The organism is Candidatus Binatus sp. (genome assembly GCF_030646925.1).
GTDB lineage: Bacteria > Desulfobacterota > Binatia > Binatales > Binataceae > Binatus.
Window position 1 is genome coordinate 1 of sequence record NZ_JAUSKL010000008.1, and the last position, 19,232, is coordinate 19,232.

Sequence of the window (19,232 nt, forward strand, 5' to 3'; positions counted from 1 at the left end):
CCTTCCTGCCTGACAAGTCCATTCGCGACAGCCCGCATCTGGGATGAGATTTTCCGTGATCGGCGGACGATCAGGGAAACCCAATTCCCTGATCCGCGATATTAATTCCCTGATCGGATCGTTAGGGAATTACCTGAAAAAGCGCAATGAATGAGAGGTCTTTTCCCGGCTGAAAAGCGTCGGACGAGCCCGAAAAACGATCATTTCCCTGTTTTTTCCCTGATGATCAGGGAATCCAGACGCGGAGCGTAGTTCGCGGTCGCCTGCACCCACCACCATTCAGTCCTCTGGTTTCCGGACATGTCGGAGAAACGCTCGAAATGCGCGCGGGTGCGCGCGATTCGCTATCACCGATGGAGCCAGAGAAGGTCTCCGGCCGGGCTAATCGTCGGAACACGCCGAAACCTATCCGGGCCGGATTTGGGTGGTTCCATCCGTGGGCGAGCGGCATTAGCCTCGTACTATAGCGATCGCGAACCCCTGCCTTGCGTCGCGCACGATGGTGTGAGGTGAAAGGAACGGTATCGTCAAACGGGTCAACTGCCCGCCGCGATCGCTTTGAATTCTTTCGCGTTGTTTCGAGCGGCCAGGTTCTCAGTGCATGGTCGAACCGACCTGCTCCAGATCTAAGTTAAGACGATGAACTCGCTGGAGCGCCTCTTCATGCGCGCTCCAAAGCAGGGGAAGATCGATCCGTCGGGTGAGGTCGATGACGGTCAACTCGGCCGGCTGATGGCCTTCGATAATCGCCTCGACAGTTCTGGGTGCCAGAAATCCAAGCGGCATCAGCTCGCGCACGTAGCGAGCCGCGACCCCATCCCGCTTCGCGATCTCGCCAACCGACTGCATGCGGCCTGCGATCAAGTCTTGCGACCACCTGCGGGCGCGGGCAACCGCCTTGAGCAGCGGAAGGTCGACCCGGCCGGGTGTGGAGTCGCCTTCAAGCACCATCCGCATTTCGACACCGCGGCGCTTTACCTGCATGGGGAGCGATTTCTTGAGAGAAAGATGATCCGTCGGTGCGCCGCCCCCTGCTCCAGGAGGTGGCAGCGGCAACCTTAGCGACAGACGGACGCCCTCGCGGCTGAGGTCGACACGCTCCGCTAGCTCGCTCACCGCTGTTGCGGTTTCCGTATCGGATCGCAGCCGTTCAATCCACACCTGAGCGGACTCGAGGACCGGCTTCAGCCGATTAGGGTCTGTGCCAGACTCTTCAAGCGCCAGAGCGATCGCCGCTCGGTCGCTGAGAATCTCCTGAGCCGCCGCAGAGATGGTCTGCTCGATTTCTGGCGCGGATATCCGCCACGCCTGCTCTGCGTCTTGCGACTCGCCTCTGACCAGTCTTCGAGAAACGTAATACCGGTAGCGGCGTTGGCCTTTTGCTGCGCCTTGGACGTAGAGCGGTTCGCCGCTTTCGTCGAACAGCTTGCCTGCCAATGGACTTCGCGGCGCCTCGGTCTTGCGGCCTTCACCCTGGCGGACCGCCCGGCTGCGTAGCTGTTGTTGGACCCGCTCCCACAGGTCGCGGCTAACGATGGCCTCGTGCTGTCCAATGTGGCGTTCATTCCTGTGTCGGATCTCGCCCAGATAGATTGGGTTGGAAAGCACGTTATAGAGCGCTCCACGCGAGAACGGCTTGCCGCCTCGGGTGTTGCCCTTTCTCGACACTCTGGTCGCAGAAACAATTCCACGGCTGTCCAGATCCTTCTTCAAAAGTCGGACGCTGCCGAGTTCGAGGTATCGCTCAAAAATATGCTGTACAGTTTTGGCTTCATTTCCGTTGACCAGCAACTTGCGCTCGCGGACGTCGTATCCAATCGGAACTGAACCTCCCATCCAGATCCCTCTACGCTTGGAGGCGGCGACCTTGTCGCGGATGCGCTCGCCGATAACTTCGCGCTCGAACTGAGCGAACGAAAGCAGCACGTTTAGGGTGAGTCGGCCCATCGAGGTGGTGGTGTTGAACTGCTGGGTGACCGCCACGAATGAAACGCCGTGCGCGTCGAACAACTCGACCATCCTGGCGAAGTCGGCCAGCGACCGGGTCAGGCGATCGACCTTGTACACGACCACGACGTCGATCATGCCCTCGCGGATACTGGCGAGCAGTTGCTGTAACGCCGGCCGTTGTATCGTACCGCCCGAGAAGCCGCCGTCGTCGTAGGCGGTCTTGATCAACTTCCAGCCCTCGCCCGCCTGGCTCCTGATGAACGCCTCGCACGCCTCGCGCTGCGCATGCAGAGAGTTGTAATCCTGCTCCAGTCCTTCTTCAGAGGACTTGCGGGTGTAAATTGCGCAACGCCTGATCGGTGAGCTAGCCATTGACCACCTCCTTGGCTCGATGCTTCAGGCCGAAGAACAGCGGTCCCGACCAGCGGGCGCCCGTGATCGCACGCGCTACTTCCGAAAGCGATTTGTAACGCCGACCGCGGTAGATGACGTCGTTGTCGAGCACGGTGACCCGGTGTCTGATCCCTCGCCACTCCCGGATCAGCACCGTCCCGGCACCTGCTCGCGGTCTCGGACTACGTTGCTGAGCAAACTCTCCGCGGCCATCGAAAACGCGATTAAGGATTATGTGCGCGGACGGCTTGAGGCCACCAAAGGCCTTTTCCTGGAGGCGGTACGCGATTGCACGAATCAGAAAGGACCGGCCGATATGGCCTGACGGCTCCTTCCCATACACGGTCTTCCAGCGCTCGCGAAGGTCCTTGAAGCTTGCCTTCGATAGACTCGCAATCTCGGCGCTGAGCGCACCACGATCCAGAACGGGCGCCGGCCGCTTCATAGTTGTTTCTCTCGATATTTCGCGACCTTAAGATCGGCATCCAAGCTCATAGGCGGTCCTCCTCGTGGCGCGCGACTTGCTGACACACACATTGCTCGATTCGCCGCACGTAGCCAGTCCCGCAAGCGCTCAACTTGGTCGGTTAGTACCCCTGAAATTGCCCGCGAATTAGGCTACTAGTGAGGCGCGTTGGACATGCGTTAGGTCGGCCGGTTGCACGCAGTCATGCCCGAGTGCATGAGATTCTGCCGTGCTATCGAATAGTGTGCACCGGCGCACATGTAGAGCGCCCTACTTGGGAGGTTGCTTCCGCATGTATAGAGACGTGGTGCAATGGTCGAAGATCCGACATTGGATTCTGGTGCAGGGTCGCTCGATCCGCCGGGTTGCTTCCGAGAAGGGCATTGACCCGAGAACCATCCGCAAAATGCTGGATCATGCACTTCCTCAGCCGTACGGCCCGCGGAGCCATAGGTATCCGAAGCTCGGGCCACACACGGCTTCGATTCGGCGGCTGCTTCGGGAGAACGTCAATCTACCGCCTGAGGCTCGGCTCTCGGTCAAGGACATTTACGAGCGCCTTCGCGATGAGGAAGGCTTCCGCGGTGGATACACCACGGTGAGCGACTATGTTCGTCCGATCGCGCCGGTGCGCGACTATGTTCGTCGGGTTGAGCGCGATGAAGACCGCATCTGGGAACACGCCTACGATTTGTTGATATCAGTAGAGAAGAAGCGAGTGCTCGATTTTCTCTCATTGCTTTCTCGCGCCGATCCACCCGTCATCTCGCCGGTTCGAAAAAAGCAGTTCTTCCATGATGTCGGTCGGTTGATCGGCATCACCCCAAAGCCCAATAAGAGAGCAGCGCTCCGAAGCGCCGCGTTCGAGTGGATGCGCTCTGTCCTTCAGAAGGAAATCAGCGACGACGCACTGCGCCGCGAGATGAGCGACCTGCCCGACCTCAACCACTTGCTGCGGCGCCTGTATGAGGGCCGCCTATCCGATCGCAACCGGTCAATGGTCGTTCTGGCGAGCCGACGCGGTCTGAGCAGCCGCATGATCTGTGGTTTTCTCGATATCGATAATAAATCCTGTCGCAAATATCTTTGGAGGTTCGAGCACGGGGGTTATACAGAGCTATTCGCGCCTCAAATCAACTCCACCCGGAAGTTCGACGATGAGGCGATCAAGAAGGCGATCTTCGGGCTCTTGCACGAACCCCCGTCCAATTACGGCATCAATCGCACGACTTGGATCATGACCGACCTGTCTCGGGTTCTGAGGGAAACCGGCAGACCCGCCTGCCCCGAGGTGATCCGGAAGATCACGAAAGCAGCGGGATACCGCTGGCGCAAGGCTCGCGTCGTACTAACATCTAGCGACCCCGAATACTCCAAGAAACTCGATCGCATTCGCTCGATCCTCTCCGGGCTTTGTCCGGATGAAGCGTTCTTCTCGATCGACGAATTTGGTCCCTTTGCGGTGAAGATGCAGCTAGGCCGCACATTCACTGCGCCCGGCGAGCAGCGCATTGTGCCGCAGTGGCAGAAATCCCGAGGCTGCCTGATCCTGACGGCGGCGCTTGAGTTGTCCGGCAACCAAGTTACCCACTTCTACAGCACGAAAAAGAATACGACTGAGATGATCCGAATGATGGAGCTCTTGGTCGAGCAATATCGCGACCGGCGGAAGCTGTATCTCTCATGGGATGCAGCCTCCTGGCACATCTCGAAGCGATTATCTGAGCATGTCGAAGTTCACAATGCGGTCGCCGCCGGTGGCGCTGTACCGATCATCGAGGCCGTTCCATTGCCGTCAGGTGCTCAGTTCCTCAATGTGATTGAATCCGTCTTCAGCGGCATGGCTCGCGCGATCATCCACAACAGTGACTACCAGACACTCGATGACGCGAAGGCAGCGATAAATCGATACTTTGAAGAACGGAACGCGCACTTTAGGCAGCATCCCAGAAGAGCCGGAAAGAAGATTTGGGGCAAGGAGCGCGAACCCGCCGCTTTCTCCGAAGCAAACAATTGCAAAGATCCGCGTTACCGGTAACGCACTTGATTCTTCTCAGGGGGACAGCGACACCGACTGGGGGCGCCACAACTCAGGGCCTCAAAGGTCGTCGTCAGCTCTTGCAACGCGGCGAAACTGATCCGCCACGCACCCTTGCCTGACGTCGGGCGCTGCCTGCGCACCACGCCCCGGCCAACGCCGGCACTAACATCGCCCCACGCAATCCCGATGAGACAGAGTTGATTTGACTGCCTGACCAGCGCAAATCCACTCCGCTCTAAGTGCCGGGTGAATGCTGCTTCCTGCCAAGCCCCGCCTTCATCGCCGCCGAAGCGGAGATTGCTTTTACGCACGCGGGGGAGAGGATCAGTTTTTCCCGGGCACGGGTCAGAGCCACATACATGACGTAAGCTTCTTCCAAGTCGATAGTCGGTTTGCCGTTCTCAAGCTTGACGAATTGATTAAAGTCCGACGATATCAGCACGCGCGGCCATTCAAGGCCTTTAGCCTTGTGCACCGTGCTGACCGTGATCTGCGCACCGGCAGGAGAATCAACACATGCTTCCAGCTGCCGGCACATCAGCAGAACCTTCCGATCGTGTTTCTCTATCAAGCGAACGAGAACTTGGAGCGCAGGGTCGCCCGGCGAACCGTCTTTATCTCCTTTGGCGGCAGCCTTGAGTTCGTCCCAGCTCGCGAACATCGCGAGCTCACCTGAAGACGGGTTGCCCAGGTGCAAATCCCACGCGCCACGTATCAACTTAATTAACGGGCCCGCGCCGCCCATAACATGAACTTTGCGTCTTCGCTCAAGCCCATGGATTGCTGCATCCAATGTTCCTACGTTCGTGCGCGCCAGCAGCGCGTCAATCTTTACCGATTTCTCTTCGATGCTTACTGTGGTCCGATGCCGTGCGGGAATTATGCGTAACTTCTCGCCGAGGACTTCGAGCACTCGGTTGGACCATTCCGCCGCACCCTTACCGAATCTGAACGTTCGCGTGAGAGAAAGTTCTGCACTATCCGAACGCATTCGGGCAAGCGCGTTGACCGCGCCCCGCCACTGGTAAAGTTGTTGGTACTTGTCTCCAACGACTATTCGCGCACCTTTATAACGTTCAAGAAGGCCCAGAATCACCGGGTCCGCGTCCTGCGCCTCATCGAGCATAACGGTCCACTCCGGCGGCGCAAGATCCCGGCCTTGTAGATAGAAGAGCTTCAAATAGCAATCGTGCGTGACCGGTGCAGTGCTGTTCTGCTTGCAAATGTTCTTCCACAAGGCTTCGGCAGCATAGCCCGCAGTGGCCGCGACATTGTCGTCACACCAATATGGAGCGTGAATCGCTCCGATTGCGCCGTGTGTTGTTCTCAGGAATTGTTCCAGCGTTCGGATTATCAAGGCTCCAGCAGAAGTCGAGTCTCTTCCCATATGGACGACCGAATCGAGCGCCCTGGGCATTTTCTCCCTTAGGTATGGAAACCAAGCCCACGGGCTACTTGCCAGACGTGACCGGTAGACACGGCCGACGCTTCTGAAGGCTACCGCATGCGCGGTCCGCACGGTCACATTTGACGGCATTTTCTGTTCTGCCTCATCCGCCGCCGCACGATTGAAAACGAGGTAGAGAAATTTTCGCTGGGCAAGGGACTCGGCAATTGCTGCAAGCGTGGTGGTTTTGCCGGTGCCGGCAAAGGCTTGAATCTTCAGCCACGAGTGCGGACCCAGATCGCGAGCGGCTTGGCAAATGGCGTGCTGTTCGTCGGTAAGATTCATTGAGCACGCCGAATATTGTGAGCAATTCGGCAACGATCCATCCCTAGAATCTTTGATCCTGAAGCACAGCAACATTCATTTACGCGACCCCTCGAGACTCTTGAAATTTTCAGCGTTGTCCGCCATTTCCCGTTGAGGAATGCATCGATAAACAATTGTCGCCACAAGCATCATATCCGGCGCCAGCTCGGTCCACCTCCTCGGGGCGCGAAGGAGCGCCGTCGATCGTAGCCTAGCAGGGCCTGACGGAATCGAATTTGAGTTAGGAACCATCGAAAGAGAGTAGGCGGAAAGTACGGTCATTGTCGCGACATGAGTGCTGCCATCTTGTATCACCAGCCGCCGCTTGCGGACATCGCCGACTCAGGCACCGTCGAACTCAAGATGCAGGGGCTTCGGCGGAATTTCAAAGTCGTTGCCGACGACCGAGCAAACCCAGAACCCAACCTGATCGGTTTCGAGAGCGCGAGCAGCCGTACGTGCTGTCGTTTTGCTGGCCCTGGCGTGACCGCCTCCTCGTACCGCGTCGCAGTGGACAAACAGTCGCCGGACTGCCTGCTCGGCAGGAAGAAGACTTGAACTCGAAGCCTTCGCCTGGCTATCGGCCTCTAAATGATGCGGGCCCCGGACCTCGAACGAAGGGGGACCGGAGATGGGTCAAGCACAGCCGAATCAGAGGCGAAGAATATCTCTGCAGCATTGCTGCTTTATTTGGGACCGAATAGTGCGCCAAGTTTGGGGACAATTCCGGGCCTTGATTGCCAAAGCGTACCGGGGGTTCGAATCCCCCTCGCTCCGCCACCCAGTCCCCGATGTTGAGCATTCTCCGCAGATGTGCGCGAAATCCGCGCGTGTGCGCGCCTTCACCGCATTCAAAGGGGACGGGAGAATCGCGAATTGCCGGTATCGCCGCGGACGTCACCGGATTTCTCTCCGCCCACCGTCCACCCGGTGCGCTTTGCGCACACCTGAAACTCGTTTCGCATCTCCGCGCACGAGTGCGCGAAATACCAGCGTTTTACCCCGCGACCGTCCGAAACGTAGGTCCATAGGATCTGCACCCCTTTCGCGAATACACGCTCTCTAGAATCGTCGAGCACAAGCTGTTGCGGATTCTCCGCCGAAGCGTGTTACAGCCGTAAAGCGTTCCTGGTCCGTCGCGGCTTCCACAAAATGCCGACTGAGGTCCTGCTGCAGATAGACGCCTCGGGTAAGCACCGAAGCCAGAGCTTCGCGAGGGGCTGATGCAAGCGCCGCGTCAGGCCAGATGCGATCTATCAGGTGTCCTTCAGCCGATGGGCCCTGATACTTACCATGGGGCGGGAATTTTCGTTAAAGTTCAACTCGTTCACGATCACTCCTGGACCAGCCGGTAGCGTCCTAACGCAAGGGAATTGCGAAGGGACCGCCAGCGGCTTTGGGACGGTACTTGGCACGGCAACCTTCGTTGGCGGCAAAAGCGGGTCGTTCAGTTGGTGTTCGCAGGCATTTCTGGACAGCGGCGATCAAATCGCGGGTACCGGTTCTGGCACCTATGAGAGTACCGGCAAACACCACTGGCGCACCCTAGGGTTTCACCAGAACTCTGATGGCGGCGCATTGATCTCCGAAGGTGAGATCGACCTGGCCAAACGGTCGTGGGCAGGGAAGCTGTTCGAGAATAGCTGAGCGCAGGTCCTTCGCTGTTTGCCAACCTGCGCGGGTACGTCAGCGCGCAGGTTTCTTTTTGACCCACACTCACGTTGCGGAGGTTCCTGTGAAGCGAATCATCGTAGGCGCAGGTGCGATTCTCATCGTAATTGCGTGGTTCCTTGGCGCCCGTCAGGCGAGCGCCAACATCGACGATCAAGCACAGATCAAGTCGCTCGAGGATCAGTTAGAAAAGGCCGTAGACGCCAGAGACATCGACGGATCACCGGCCAGCGCCGAAACTGCTTGCGCCGGATTCCCTCGAAGTCGGCGATGATCGGCTCGATCAGAAGTCCACGCCGCGCTCGGCTCTGCGATCCTTGCCTCGATTTCATCTGAGGATCCTTGGCGCGGCGAGTGCCCGTCCATTCGATTGCGATTGGCGCGATCGTGCGATAGTCGTCATCAAAGAAGAGACCGATGCGTTGCGGAAGGAGAGACCTAATGGCGAAAGAGACACCAATCGACGACACTTCGACTGCCTCTGTCATCTGCGAGTTACGGGATGGAATCGACAACCTCGTCAAACTAACTGTCTTCTCCACGATTTTGTTGAGCGACAGGTTCACTCCGAAACAAAAGCTCAAAGCGAAGGAGCAAATCGACGCGTACGGGCGGTCCTTCATTGTTGATTTTTAGGAGGCGGGATCAGCCATCCTCCAGACGATTGCGGAGCGGCCCGACGTGTTCGCACGCCGCGCGCCCGAATCGACAATTGCTTTCATCCCGCTCAGCTCGCTCACGCGCGGCCGCACCGTCAGGACCGAACGCTTCAGCACGTAAGCGATCTCGTCGGCCGTCGCGCCGTCGGTATGCTCCGCCACCGAGTCCTTGATGTTGAGCATTCTCCGCAGAAGTGCGCGAAATTCGCGCGTGTGCGCGGCTTCACGACAATCAAAGCGGACGGGAGAACTAGCAATCGCCAGTGTGATCAGCATATTTCGCTGAGGTTCTCTCCGCCCGCTGTTCACTCGGTGCGCTTTGTGCCCGCGTCGCAATATGGCGTCGGTGTTGGGGCAGAGAGGACTGGCTGCCGGCCTCGGAACGAGCCATGTGTGTGTCCATCTCTGATGGAGGGACGCAGACATGGCAATCAAAAATAATCAACGCGCTTCGGGATCACGAGAACGCGCCGGCGATCCCGTTGGGCTTTCAAAGCTGGCGACTGACGATCTCAGAGAGCGCTGGCGGCAGCTCTACGGAGCCGGACCGCCGGCTCGCATCAACCGGCCGCTGCTGATTCGAGGCATCGGGTATCGACTACAGGAGAACGCGCACGGCGGCCTCAAGCCCGCTACTCACCGCTTGCTCGAACGAGTAGTCGAAGCCGCTGTAGCGGGGCTCGAAGTAATCGTCACGCCCAAGCGCAGCGCCAGGCCGGGTACGATGCTGGTACGCGAATGGCACGGAATTACCCATCAGGTGACGGTGCTCGATGAGGGTGTACTCTATGCGGAGCAGCGCTACCGGTCGCTCTCCGAGGTGGCGCGCCTCATCACCGGCTGCCGCTGGTCCGGACCGCTCTTCTTCGGCCTGCGGTCAATCGAGCGAAATCATGCAGCTCGCTAAGTTGGCGCTTCGGCGCTGCGCGATTTACACCCGTAAGTCTTCTGAAGAAGGACTGGAGCAGGACTTCAACTCGCTGCACGCGCAGCGGGAAGCCTGCGAAGCGTATATCAAGAGCCAGAGCGGCGAAGGCTGGCGTCTGATCAAGACGGTATACGATGACGGCGGGGTCTCGGGCGGAACGATGGAACGAGCAGCCCTGCAACAGCTGCTGGCTCATATCCGAGAAAAACTGATCGACGTGGTGGTGGTGTACAAGGTCGACCGTCTGACGCGATCGTTGGCTGACTTTGCCAAGATGGTCGAGATCTTCGATGCAGGTGGAGTCTCGTTCGTCGCGGTCACCCAGCAGTTCAATACGACGACTTCGATGGGTCGGCTTACGCTCAACGTTCTGCTCTCATTTGCCCAGTTCGAAAGAGAAGTAACAGGCGAGCGGATCCGCGACAAGATTGCAGCCTCCAAGCGCAAAGGAATGTGGATGGGTGGGGTGGTGTCATTGGGGTACGAAGTACAGGATCGCAAGCTGGTTATCGTGGAGGCGGAGGCCGAGGCAGTCAGAATGATTTTCCGGAGATACCTGGAGCTCGGCTGCGTGCGGCTGCTCAGAAATGATCTTGACGGCCGCGCGATTCGCTCGAAGACTCGAGTGTCGAAGAAAGGTCTCGAGTCAGGCGGAAAATCGTTTTCACGCGGAGCGCTCTACGAGTTGCTGGCCAACCCGATCTACATCGGCCAGATCCGGCACAAGGGCATCTGCCATCAGGGACTCCACGAGCCGATTATCGACCAGTCTTTGTGGGAGAGGGTTCAGCAGTTGCTGCGCGACCACACGGTCCGGAAATCCAAGGCAGAAACACCTAAACCTGGACCGCTGGCCGGCAAGCTGTTCGATGAAGCGGGTGAACCGCTGGTCTACGCTCGTACGTTCAAGGGCGAGCGACGGTATCGCTACTATTTCTCCAGAAGCCTGGCGAACGGATCTAGCGGTGAAGGCGAGCGCGGCTGGCGCTTGCCGGCCACTGAGATCGAGCGGAGCGTGCTCTCGGCGACGCGTCAAATCCTGAACGATCGGGTGGCAATCGCTTCAGCAGTTGGTGAGATTGGTGCTGACGTAGATCAGGTTCGTGCCGTACTCCATAGCGCGACACAATGGTGCCAGCGGTTGAATGTCGACGCTGAAGCCTGGACGGCGTTGAAGGAGCTGGTCGAGCGGGTAGATCTAAAGCGCGACGGTATCGGCGTGACGCTGAGACTGGCGGCGTTAACCAATCCAGGTCAGGAATCCAGCATCGCGACCGGAGCTACGATCAGCCGCTTCGTTCCGCTGGTGATGCAGCGCCGCGGCGCCGAGCTGCGGCTGATCATCGAAGGCGACACTAATCCGCCAATGATAATGGACCCGGCTTTGCTGAAGGCGGTGGCGAGGGCTCGGATCTGGTTCGAGCGCCTTGCTTCCGGTCACGTGAAATCGGTTTCCCAGCTCGCTGACAGCGAAGGTCTTCACAAGCGATACCTGAGACGCGTCTTGAGTTTGGCTTTTCTCGCACCTGAAATCGTCGAAGCGATCGTCGAGAGTCGCCAGCCAGTCAATCTAACCGCGCAGAAGCTCTTGAACCGCATCGATCTGCCGATGGACTGGAAGGAACAGAAAAAAGTCGTAGGACTTGGATAGAGTGCTCCGACGCAGGCAAAGCTCTCGAACAGCACTACCGGAGTTTCCTCAGTGGGAATTGGATCGTCTCGCTGACCTTCTGTGCGGGTCGCTGACAATCTGCGCATACTGGCGGCTCAGCCTGACTATTCCGCACCAGCGTCGCGCAGCCCGGACATTGCCAGAGCCGGCTTAGGACCCGACACCGGACTAGCCTCGAGAGCCGGACGGCCCGCATTTGCTCGAGTAATCCCAACGTCATGCCTCAACTCTCCTCTTTCAGATGCAGGGGCTGCTTGGATTTCCTGCCTCTGGGCTCGTGGACTAGGTCGCACCACCTTCTCACGCCGCCAGGACACATAGGCTCGAATCATAGGTAATAGCCAGTCATGCGAAGGCCACGGGACAGCGCATTCGTTTGCCGGCCACCTCGCGGCACAATTGCCAATTCGAACTAGTGATGTCACTATTCAGAGAGCATTGTTAGGTGAGCGAAACAAGCGGGGGCGGAGGAGAGAAGGATGGAGCTAGGAAAGATCGTCGGAGAACTAAAGCAGGAAAGAGATCGGCTCGATCGAGCTATCACGGCCTTGGAGGGTAGCAACTCGAGGCCGAGCACTTCGACCAGGAGCATCAAAGCATCCTCAAAGGCAGCTGCCGGCACCTCCAAGCGCCGTGGGCTCACGCCGGCCGGCAGGAAGCGTCTCTCCGAGCTGATGAAGAAGCGCTGGAAAGAAGGCCGCTTCAAGAAGTCGTAAAACCTCGCTTTCGAACCGCGTTGGCGAGAAGAATCTGTCGACGGCGATTCGTGAGTGCATATGATCGTATTTCGACCCCTTAGCTCACGCTCTTAGTAAAGTCGCCGATTTTCCCCGATCGGCGTGAGTCAGAGAGCCTCGACGGGAGCTTGCGCTAGAACCACGTCATGCCGAAGCAGACCGTCGACGACTTCGACAAACTCGACATCCAGGCGTGGAGCCGCACAGGACGGCTGGATCCGAGCAAGTTTTTTGACGGGGTTTCGGAGGTGCCCGGGCGAAGGGATCGGTCAGTATTAGTCGACGTCCAAGAGGACCATGTCGTGCTTGGATACGGAATCCTGCAAGCCGACCGGCGTTACAAGCAGGTCAAGGTGCGCGTCGATTTCGTTTTCACCCCTTGCAATTACGGCGGCAAACGACCCTGGTTTCTCTGCCCCGGCTGCAGTAGGCGCGCCGCAGCTTTGTACGGTGGTGACGACTTCAAATGCCGAAAATGTTGGGGATTAGCCTACAGTAGCCAGCAAGTTGGCAAGCTAGAACGTAGCGTGAGGAGGGCGCAGGCAAGGCGGATAAAATTCGGAGGAACCGGATCCTTGGTCGACTCCTTCCCGCCGAAACCGCCTCACATGCGATACAAGACCTATGACAAGATGGTGAAAGAGGATGACGCGGTATTCTGGGCTCTCGCGGCGGGTATACCACCTCCGCCCACCGCTCGAAAATCGCGAGGGCGGCCTCGAAAATCCTGAGCTTCTAGTCATCGCTTCATGCGACAAAGCCTCTAGAACGCCGGCCTAGCAACTATGCTTTGGCAGTAAACCTTAGACCCTATCGATTTCGATATTGCTCGAGATTTACCGCGATTTACCGCTATTTTGCTTGCATAATCCAAGCAAAGGACCCTCAAATCCGTTGATTTTTGTACGTTTCTAGTCCAAATTATGCGCTCAAATGATGTTTGATTTACGGAAAGACTCGTGTTTCCAGGGGTATTTGCCATAAGGTGACCCTCTTGAATGACGAAACTTGTTCGAAATCATTAGGGTTGTCCAGTTTTTGCAAGAGAATGGTTCGTAGAAGACTGCGAGTTCCGCCACCCAGTCCTCGACGTTCCGCATTCTCCGCCGAAACGTTCGAAATTCGCGCGTGTGCGCGGCTTCACGACAATCAAAACGGACTGGAGAATCATCCATTGCCGGTATCGTCGCGGATGTCGCCGGGTTCCTCTCCGCCCGCCGTTCACCCGGTGCGCTTTGAGCCTCGTGCGAAAACGAAGTCATGACTATCGCCTTCGCCAGCGTCAAGAAAGGGCCAAGTCCAATGACACGAGAGCAATTTTAGAGGCATATGAGGGCCGTCGCGGAAGCCTATCTGGACGAAATTAACGTCCGCGGCGGCCGCTATACGCGAGCGCAAATTACGGCCGCCCGGTTGCTGACGCCGGTTCCCCGGTGTCGCTATTATCGTGCCCGGTGGTGTTATTTCCAAGCGCAGCCTCGCCGGTGGCGGTATTGTCGTCTTTGCTCACTGTTGCCGTTGCGGTCGGAATGCATGTTGCGGCAGGTATCGATGCCCTGGTTGCGTTTGCTTTAGCCGTGCCGTGGTCGGTGCACTGCCATTCACCTGAAACGTCAGGAGCGCCTCATACCCGGCAGCAGCGCCCGGACCGTCGTCGTTGAAGTCGACGATCGTCGTCTCGCCGTTAGCCGGACTTGGGAGCTGCGAAATCGTAAGACTGCCGCGCGCCGCGACTGGGGTGAGGGCAACGCCTAGCGACCCGGATGAAGGAAGTGCCGGGCTTAGACCCGAGAACACAGAGGAGAACGCTCCGGAACTGGTTCCGTCCGGCCAGTTCGGGGTCCAGCTGGAATTATTCAGGACGGTGACCCCGTCGAGGGTAGTCGTCACGACGGTGGCGTTGCCGCTGCTGCCGCAGGTCACAAGGCCGACAGCCGTATGGTCCAGGTGCTGCCACTGGAGCGTACTGCCTTGAATTATCAGGAGATCACGACCGTCGATACACGCCTTCACGTCGATAGTGACCGTCGGGCCGGGAGTGGCCGTCGGCGTCGGCGTTTTGGTCTGGGTGAGTGTCGGTGTCGGAGTCTTGGTCTGAGTGAGCGTTGGAGTCGGCGTTTTGGTCTGAGTGAGCGTTGGCGTCGGCGTCTTGGTCTGAGTGAGCGTTGGAGTCGGCGTTTTGATCTGAGTAATTGTCGGCGTCGGTGTCTTGGTCACGGTCAGCGTCGGTGTCGAGGTCCTGGTTTGAGTCGGCGTAGCCGTCGGCGTTGGCGTTGGGACCAGGAAGGTGCCGTACTCGAACGCGCCTATGTCACAGGCACCGCCGACCCCATCCTCGGAATCTGGACGCGGCGCCCCTCGCTGGTCGGCGCCGGGACAATTGGCACTCCCGGTCGGGATCGCGTCAATAGCGGGACTGATCGATTGAAGCCCTATGGTCTTGGTAGGTCCGCCGTTGTTCTGCAGACCACTTGCGCTTAACAGCGGATTGACCTTGTCTCCCAAGGTTTTACTATTGGCGCCGACAGGACTGCCGAAACTGCATGTGTTGTCGTCAGAAATGTCATAGCCGGTACTCGACGTTCCGCCAGAAGTTATCGCGCAGTTCCCGCCCGCGTTGCGCGTCACCACCCAATAACCGAGCTGAGGATTGTAAAAGATCGGTTCTTCGCGCCGGGCCATGGTATAGAAGTCGTACGGGTCGCCGTCGAACGGGTCGAAACCGCTGCCAATGTGAGTGACCGGACACTTCGACTCGGTCGTTAACGGATGACTGCCTGCTTTTCCGCTCATGCTCTTACCTGGAATTTCCATTTTGAATTCTGATTCACAGTGGCACCAACACCAAAGGGCTTGCAAACGCGAAGTTCGCCGCTGGTTCTGAGTCCAAAGGGCTTTCCACCACGTGGCGATGGACCGGGGTACCGATAGGACTCTCCCCATTCCGGTCCGAGCAGGATCAAAAGGACGCCGCGCCGTCGGCCGGTAAGAAGACAGTCCGGAAGAAGGCTGTTCCGAGGACGGTCAATCCTGCACGACCGCTCCGGAATATGGATAGTTAAGTCGAAATCGAAAAAGCTGGTTTGCCGCTATTGTGGGAGTGATGACTTGGCTCCGAGTTTCATTCGGCGGCGGGATCGCCGATGTCGCAAGTGTTTCGGCAAACGCTATGGGAGGTCGGCGGCGCAAGCGAGGAAGGTGAAGGTTAAGAAGTAGTTTGGCACGACGTGAGATGAAGGACCGGGCTCGAAGGGCTGGGCCCTTTTCGTCCTGGGCTTCGCCCAAGGGCTGAACGAAACCGTAACCCATCAACAATCAAGTTGGCGAAATAGGGTGCCGCCTTTGGGAGCCAGTTTCTGCGTTGGCGTGGGAGGCCGCCTGTCGACTGCCCTATTCCATGAGGCGGACCGCTTGGACTGCCTGTGAATTCTGGGACTGCGGGTCAGGACGATGAGACATGTGAAGAACCGGAACTCTGCCGGCCTCCGAGGAAAATCGTGCCAGCCCCCCCTTTTCTTTGACTTTCTCGGCCACGGGTTCACATGGGTCGTCGATGAAATTCACACCAACAAGCTGACCACTCCAGCTGCGCTTCACGTGCCGCTGCTTTTGCTCGCGGGAGACCCGGCAGCAAGGTTGCCACGCCAGGAATTGACTGCCTCCATAAAGCGGTACGGTGATCTGCGCTGAACAACACCAATTGAAAACCCAGTCAATTCACGATGAAGACGGAAAACGCGCGATATGTCTCTCCGGCTTAGGGGGAGTCGGATATCGGTCATACTTAAGATTCCGGCAGGCCCAGGAACGCAGGGCCGTCTCGACAGGTTTGGAACTGCGTTTGCAATCTATTTGGAGTTGGTGCGAATGTGTAGGACGTGCAAATCTTGGCTAAACGGAAGTTACACCTCGCCCGCGGGGCTTGAGAGGATTGCCTCACCGTGACCAAGACCGCCCGGATCACCCTTTTCGCAATCACCCTCGCCCTTCTATTCCTGGTTTTTTATGTCACCACGGGTCGCGCGTTTCCGTCGTCAGAGCAGTCGGTCGTCCTCTTCGCGGCGCTGCTCATGCTCTCATTCGTCACGCTCTTCCTTGAGCATTTTTTCACTAGGCCGACGGACGTCCTAGCATCGACAATTGCGATCTTGCTCCTTCTGGCGCCGCTCTCGTCACAGCTGTCGAAGCTCGGCCACTGGTACTGGATCTTCTTCGGCTATAATCTACTCCTCCTCTTAACTTCGCTTACCGCGCTTTTTTTGCTGGATGCCGACAAGTCCTCCTTGGCTCTGCAGAACCGGGTATCGGCGGTCTTGAAGAGATTTTCGATCTTCTTCGGCAACGGGCGCTGGCTTTTCTGCGCGCTGTTCCTCCTGACACTCTTCTTTTACGTCGACAGTCAATCGCGGCAGTTCCTCGTGCTAGCAGTCTATGCCGCTGCGATCGTCCTTATCGATCCTAAAAGCTTCGTGCTGCAATCGTGGATGTCGACGCGGGGATCTGGCCTCGAAATAGGAGAGATAATCGGCGTCCAATCACGTAACATCTTCCTCGCCAAGCTCTATAAAGAACGCGTTCCCGTTCAGCGATTCGACCTTGCCGAGTTTCGCTACTCCATGGCCGACGGGCGGCGTGTATTCAAGGGGATGATAGTCGACAACTTTCTTCTGGACGAACAGGAGTGGATCAAAATCCTTGCCACCGAGGATATCTTGCGAGCGCTCGTCTCCCAACCTCAGAGTAAGATTGGTGCTACGAACGTCGTATTCAAGATCCAGGGCCGAGACACTCCTGAGTTCCTTGGGCGCTTTGTCGGCGTGGTGACCGAACGCTCGATCATCATGAAGGTCCGGTTCGACTACGCAGGCCGCGTAACCGTTGCGGAAGGAAGCCTGCTTCAAGCGCAGGTTTCCGGCAATCAAGTCCTGTATCAGATCACGCAAGGCCTAACAAAGATCGAAGCGTTGGAACAGAAGAACGAAGCGGGCTTAATCGTCGGAGAAGCCGTCCAGCTTGGTGTATGGGATCCCGAGCGACTTCTGTTCGAGAAATATGGATGGGTTCCCGAGATCAATACGCCCCTGTTCTTGGCACCCGAAACACCTCCCTTCCTTCCCGCGCCGGGTGAGCGACAAGTCGGAGCAATTCCAGGGACGAACTATCCTGTGTTGTTGAACCTCCATCAGGCCGTGACGCACCATACGGCTATTTTAGGGGTGACTGGATCTGGGAAGTCCGTTTTCTGCCGAAACCTGCTTCGACAGATAATTAGCGAGGGTATCAAAGTCATCTGCGTGGACTTCACGAATGAGTATCGGAGCAAGTTACCGGACCTCGCACCTGAAAGCGTAGTCCCGTTTAATCAGCAGCCTGAGCTTTTTGCTGCGATCGACACGCTTGCAACCGAACTCGAAAAATTCAAAAACCAGCAGAGACCAGAAGTAGTCGAAAAAAACACTGAAATTCTGAAAACCCGCTTCTACGAGGCGGTGCGCCAGTTCATGCAATCGGACAGATCGATCGCGCTGTTTGAACTGCCGGACGTCTCAAATACCACAGGAATCCTGGAATACACGAAATGGTTCTTCAGCGGCTTGTTCCAGGTTGCTCGGCAAGATGCCAACTTCGGCAAGCAGGTGTGTGTGGTTCTGGAAGAAGCACACACCGTCATTCCGGAATGGAACTTCATCGGAGTGGAAGATAGAAAGGCTCAGTCGCTAGTGAACAGCATCAGCCAGATCGCGCTCCAAGGCCGGAAGTACAACGTTGGCTTTATTGTGGTCGCACAGAGAACCGCCAACGTATCGAAGACGGTGCTGACTCAGTGCAACACCGTCGTTGCGTTCCAGCAGTTCGACAGGACAAGCTCGGACTTTCTTTTGAACTACATGGGAACCGAGATGGTGGCCGCGCTTCCTTCTCTTCGATTTAGACAAGCGATCGCCGTGGGAAAGGCCTTCAGATCCGGGGTCCCCGTAATTTTTGAAGTGCCAGAAATACTAGCAGGCTGCGGAAAAATGCCGAACAGTCACGAGTTTTTCTGTGCTGATGAGTTGGGGTCGCTACTTGGTTAAGGGTTTGGAGGTCGAAAGTGGCTCATCCGCTGCTGCTGGTGGGTGTTTCAGGTGACGAGGTGGATCAGGTTGCGCATCCTCACCAGGTTGTAGGCAGCGGCCGCGAAAGTGAAGGTCCAACCGACTCGAGCGATTCCACGATGACGGGTTTTGCGCAGTCCGGCGACCGTCTTGAGCCAGCCGAAGATCTCTTCCACTCGTTTGCGCCGCCACTGGCTGAGCAGGTAGCCGGGATGGCGAGTGCTGCGTCGGTCGATCGCGCTGTTAACCTTTTGCGCGACGTGCGGTGTGACTCGATGCTCACGCAATGCGCGCACCAACTCCTTTTGATCGTAACCCTTGTCGGCGCCCAGCGTGACCCGACCCTGGCCCGTGATCTCTGCCGCCATCGCCAACGCCGCCATCGGCTCGGCCTTGCCGCTGGCTTGAGTCAGGCGAGTGTTGACCACCAAGCCGTGGCGATTGTCCATCTGCACGTGCCCCGCGTAGCAGAGCCTGGCCTCTTTGCCCGGCCCTTTGCGGGCCAGGCGCGCGTCAGGATCGGTGGTCGATTGGTGAGTGGCGTTGGTGCGTCGCTCACCATGAAAGTCTACGTTCGGGTTGCCGGGATCATCGGGCGGAGTTTGCTGGTCATCCCCTTGGCGCTTGAAACTCTTGTGTCCGGCCCAGGCCTCGATCAGCGTGCCGTCGACCGTAAAATGCTCGTTAGAGAGCAGGCCTTGGGCAGCAGCTTGCTCGACCACCGCGTTGAAAAAGCCCTGCGCGACCTCGCCCACCAGCAAGCGCTCCCGGTTCTTGGTGAAGACCGTCACGTCCCAGACCGGATCGTCGATGTTGAGCCCCACAAACCAGCGAAACAGGAAGTTGTAATCGAGCTGCTCCATCAAA

Annotated in this window: 14 protein-coding genes; 8 read left to right on the forward strand and 6 right to left on the reverse strand. The window is 57.8% G+C overall.

The window, feature by feature from the left end; genetic code table 11:
- Nucleotides 1-594: 594 nt before the first annotated feature.
- Both Q7S58_RS00760 and Q7S58_RS00765 read right to left on the reverse strand, forming a co-directional pair.
- Nucleotides 595-2,322, reverse strand: a complete 1,728-nt coding sequence (locus Q7S58_RS00760) for a recombinase family protein (protein WP_304819787.1) — start codon at nucleotides 2,320-2,322, stop codon at nucleotides 595-597.
- Complete coding sequence (locus Q7S58_RS00765; RefSeq protein WP_304819789.1) at nucleotides 2,315-2,788, reverse strand: DUF2924 domain-containing protein; 474 nt, start codon at nucleotides 2,786-2,788, stop codon at nucleotides 2,315-2,317. Before Q7S58_RS00765 ends, Q7S58_RS00760 begins: the two co-directional genes overlap by 8 nt.
- 313 nt (nucleotides 2,789-3,101) lie before the next feature.
- On the opposite strand from Q7S58_RS00765, the gene Q7S58_RS00770 reads away from it, so the two are divergent.
- Nucleotides 3,102-4,847: an IS630 family transposase gene (locus Q7S58_RS00770; RefSeq protein WP_304819791.1), complete on the forward strand. Its 1,746-nt coding sequence runs from the start codon at nucleotides 3,102-3,104 to the stop codon at nucleotides 4,845-4,847.
- Between the two features lie 238 nt (nucleotides 4,848-5,085).
- Here the strand turns inward: Q7S58_RS00770 and Q7S58_RS00775 are convergent, their stop codons facing one another.
- Nucleotides 5,086-6,582, reverse strand: a complete 1,497-nt coding sequence (locus Q7S58_RS00775) for a 3'-5' exonuclease (RefSeq protein WP_304819793.1) — start codon at nucleotides 6,580-6,582, stop codon at nucleotides 5,086-5,088.
- A gap of 312 nt (nucleotides 6,583-6,894) precedes the next feature.
- On the opposite strand from Q7S58_RS00775, the gene Q7S58_RS00780 reads away from it, so the two are divergent.
- The 4 genes from Q7S58_RS00780 (at nucleotide 6,895) to Q7S58_RS00795 (ending at nucleotide 8,910) form a co-directional block, all read left to right on the forward strand.
- Nucleotides 6,895-7,161 (forward strand): hypothetical protein, encoded by a 267-nt coding sequence (locus Q7S58_RS00780; protein WP_304819795.1) that lies wholly within the window; start codon nucleotides 6,895-6,897, stop codon nucleotides 7,159-7,161.
- A 735-nt stretch (nucleotides 7,162-7,896) separates the two neighbouring features.
- Entirely contained in the window at nucleotides 7,897-8,250 is a 354-nt protein-coding gene (locus tag Q7S58_RS00785) for a hypothetical protein (RefSeq protein WP_304819797.1), read from the forward strand.
- Between the two features lie 88 nt (nucleotides 8,251-8,338).
- Nucleotides 8,339-8,548 carry a hypothetical protein gene (locus tag Q7S58_RS00790; protein WP_304819799.1) on the forward strand — a complete coding sequence of 70 codons (210 nt, stop codon included), beginning with the start codon at nucleotides 8,339-8,341 and terminating at the stop codon, nucleotides 8,546-8,548.
- A 167-nt stretch (nucleotides 8,549-8,715) separates the two neighbouring features.
- A complete protein-coding gene (locus Q7S58_RS00795) occupies nucleotides 8,716-8,910 on the forward strand; it encodes a hypothetical protein (protein WP_304819801.1) in 195 nt (64 codons plus the stop codon).
- On the opposite strand, the gene Q7S58_RS00800 is transcribed toward Q7S58_RS00795, so the two are convergent.
- Nucleotides 8,907-9,116: a hypothetical protein gene (locus tag Q7S58_RS00800; RefSeq protein WP_304819803.1), complete on the reverse strand. Its 210-nt coding sequence runs from the start codon at nucleotides 9,114-9,116 to the stop codon at nucleotides 8,907-8,909. The two genes, Q7S58_RS00795 and Q7S58_RS00800, sit on opposite strands and share 4 nt — an antisense overlap.
- 241 nt (nucleotides 9,117-9,357) lie before the next feature.
- On the opposite strand from Q7S58_RS00800, the gene Q7S58_RS00805 reads away from it, so the two are divergent.
- Both Q7S58_RS00805 and Q7S58_RS00810 read left to right on the forward strand, forming a co-directional pair.
- Complete coding sequence (locus tag Q7S58_RS00805; RefSeq protein WP_304819805.1) at nucleotides 9,358-9,840, forward strand: DUF2924 domain-containing protein; 483 nt, start codon at nucleotides 9,358-9,360, stop codon at nucleotides 9,838-9,840.
- The gene (locus Q7S58_RS00810; protein WP_304819808.1) at nucleotides 9,827-11,512 is read left to right on the forward strand and encodes a recombinase family protein; all 1,686 of its coding nucleotides are present in this window, start codon (nucleotides 9,827-9,829) and stop codon (nucleotides 11,510-11,512) included. Before Q7S58_RS00805 ends, Q7S58_RS00810 begins: the two co-directional genes overlap by 14 nt.
- Nucleotides 11,513-13,776: 2,264 nt before the next feature.
- Here the strand turns inward: Q7S58_RS00810 and Q7S58_RS00815 are convergent.
- Entirely contained in the window at nucleotides 13,777-15,084 is a 1,308-nt protein-coding gene (locus tag Q7S58_RS00815; protein WP_304819810.1) for a choice-of-anchor Q domain-containing protein, read from the reverse strand.
- 1,127 nt (nucleotides 15,085-16,211) lie between these two features.
- Here Q7S58_RS00815 and Q7S58_RS00820 point away from each other — a divergent pair.
- Nucleotides 16,212-18,344, forward strand: coding sequence for an ATP-binding protein (locus Q7S58_RS00820; RefSeq protein WP_304819812.1), 2,133 nt, complete (start codon nucleotides 16,212-16,214; stop codon nucleotides 18,342-18,344).
- 47 nt (nucleotides 18,345-18,391) lie between these two features.
- On the opposite strand, the gene Q7S58_RS00825 is transcribed toward Q7S58_RS00820, so the two are convergent.
- The coding region (locus Q7S58_RS00825) for an IS5 family transposase (protein WP_304819814.1) at nucleotides 18,392-19,232 on the reverse strand (841 nt) is incomplete at its 5' end.

Excerpts from the sequence above, each read along its gene's own strand:
- Q7S58_RS00815 (WP_304819810.1), bottom strand. The coding sequence starts at position 15,084 with ATGGAAATTCCAGGTAAGAGCATGAGCGGAAAAGCAGGCAGTCATCCG.
- Q7S58_RS00770 (WP_304819791.1), top strand. The coding sequence starts at position 3,102 with ATGTATAGAGACGTGGTGCAATGGTCGAAGATCCGACATTGGATTCTG.
- Q7S58_RS00805 (WP_304819805.1), top strand. The coding sequence starts at position 9,358 with ATGGCAATCAAAAATAATCAACGCGCTTCGGGATCACGAGAACGCGCC.
- Q7S58_RS00765 (WP_304819789.1), bottom strand. The coding sequence starts at position 2,788 with ATGAAGCGGCCGGCGCCCGTTCTGGATCGTGGTGCGCTCAGCGCCGAG.
- Q7S58_RS00795 (WP_304819801.1), top strand. The coding sequence starts at position 8,716 with ATGGCGAAAGAGACACCAATCGACGACACTTCGACTGCCTCTGTCATC.
- Q7S58_RS00785 (WP_304819797.1), top strand. The coding sequence starts at position 7,897 with ATGGGGCGGGAATTTTCGTTAAAGTTCAACTCGTTCACGATCACTCCT.
- Q7S58_RS00800 (WP_304819803.1), bottom strand. The coding sequence starts at position 9,116 with ATGCTCAACATCAAGGACTCGGTGGCGGAGCATACCGACGGCGCGACG.
- Q7S58_RS00780 (WP_304819795.1), top strand. The coding sequence starts at position 6,895 with ATGAGTGCTGCCATCTTGTATCACCAGCCGCCGCTTGCGGACATCGCC.
- Q7S58_RS00775 (WP_304819793.1), bottom strand. The coding sequence starts at position 6,582 with ATGAATCTTACCGACGAACAGCACGCCATTTGCCAAGCCGCTCGCGAT.
- Q7S58_RS00810 (WP_304819808.1), top strand. The coding sequence starts at position 9,827 with ATGCAGCTCGCTAAGTTGGCGCTTCGGCGCTGCGCGATTTACACCCGT.
- Q7S58_RS00760 (WP_304819787.1), bottom strand. The coding sequence starts at position 2,322 with ATGGCTAGCTCACCGATCAGGCGTTGCGCAATTTACACCCGCAAGTCC.